The sequence below is a fragment of the Acinetobacter sp. YH16038 genome (genome assembly GCF_013417275.1).
Classification (GTDB): Bacteria; Pseudomonadota; Gammaproteobacteria; order Pseudomonadales; family Moraxellaceae; genus Acinetobacter.
This window is the reverse complement of record NZ_VPEG01000173.1, coordinates 1-1,118: the sequence shown is the minus strand read 5'-3', so window position 1 is coordinate 1,118 and position 1,118 is coordinate 1. Positions and strand designations below refer to the sequence as shown.

General features: G+C 40.0%; 1 protein-coding gene. It reads left to right on the top strand.

The features are described from left to right. Window positions 1-413: 413 nt before the first annotated feature. Window positions 414-1,118: family 16 glycoside hydrolase (locus tag FTV34_RS17620; RefSeq protein WP_180070933.1), on the top strand; the 705-nt coding region annotated here is incomplete at its 3' end.

The window sequence follows — 1,118 nt, the reverse complement described above, 5'->3', positions numbered from 1 at the left end:
GTTGGTATAACTCCTGTCGTACCTCGCATTCCCTGTATCTGATCTTATTATTCTTATCTGGAGCATCCTGCTCTCTATGTCCCCATAATAGAAAATTGATGAAGAATGGCATAGACGCAAAGAGCCTGAATGAATGTAAGTCAAAGCGTACAAAATTGGCTGAGATTTATCCCAAGGGTTGTCCGCAGAAATTGGGGATAATTTGAGCAGTGGATGAGTTGATAAATCATAACAATGTACTTTTTTGATTAAATATTGATCATATTTATTTAATCTATTTTTATTAAAATTTTATGAATTCATAAATCATTAATATGTAAGCAAAGATTAGATATATGACAAATCAACCAAAGTGTCATTTTCAACTCTTAAGTTTGAATCGCTTTTTAAAAAATCAAACCTGAGACTACATAATGACTAAATTGACTTCATTGAGCTTAGCAATATTATTGGCATTCAATTTAACTGCCTGCAACGACAATGATGATAAAGATGAATCATCCGCCCTGCCTGAAACACCGACAACACCAGCCCCAGAGCCAGAAACACCAGAAGAAGAAGTTCCTGTACCTAAAGTCTATTTAGACGAAAACTTCGATCAACTCACAGCGCTGCCAGCAGCATGGACAACACTGCGCTCAAATGCAGGCACGGTTGAAGTCAAAGACGGCAGCTTATTCATTGATGGGCGCGCCAATGACACACAAATGACCACGTTAATGCTGTCACCTGAATATCAAAAACTCAGAAACTATCGCATAGATATCGAATTTACTTATTTAGAAAGAAATAATGGCGGCCGCTGGGGCAGTATTATTTACCGCGCTGCTGACAGCTATGCTGAACCTGCCTTCACGCCTTATTATCAATTTGCAATTCGCGCCGATGCAGCTGGCGCCAGCGGTCTAGAACTTGCGCTGCGCCAGCCTACCAATGCGTGGAATGTGCTGCATAAATCTGCTTATAAAGAAAATATGGAGGTCAATAAGTCGTATAAAGCGACTGTGATTGTGCATGGTCAACGTGTGCGCCATTATATTGATGACAATTTAGTCTTAGACACCACACTGCCTTATAATTTAGATCAAGGCGCAATTGGCCTCTCTACTGCTGGCTTA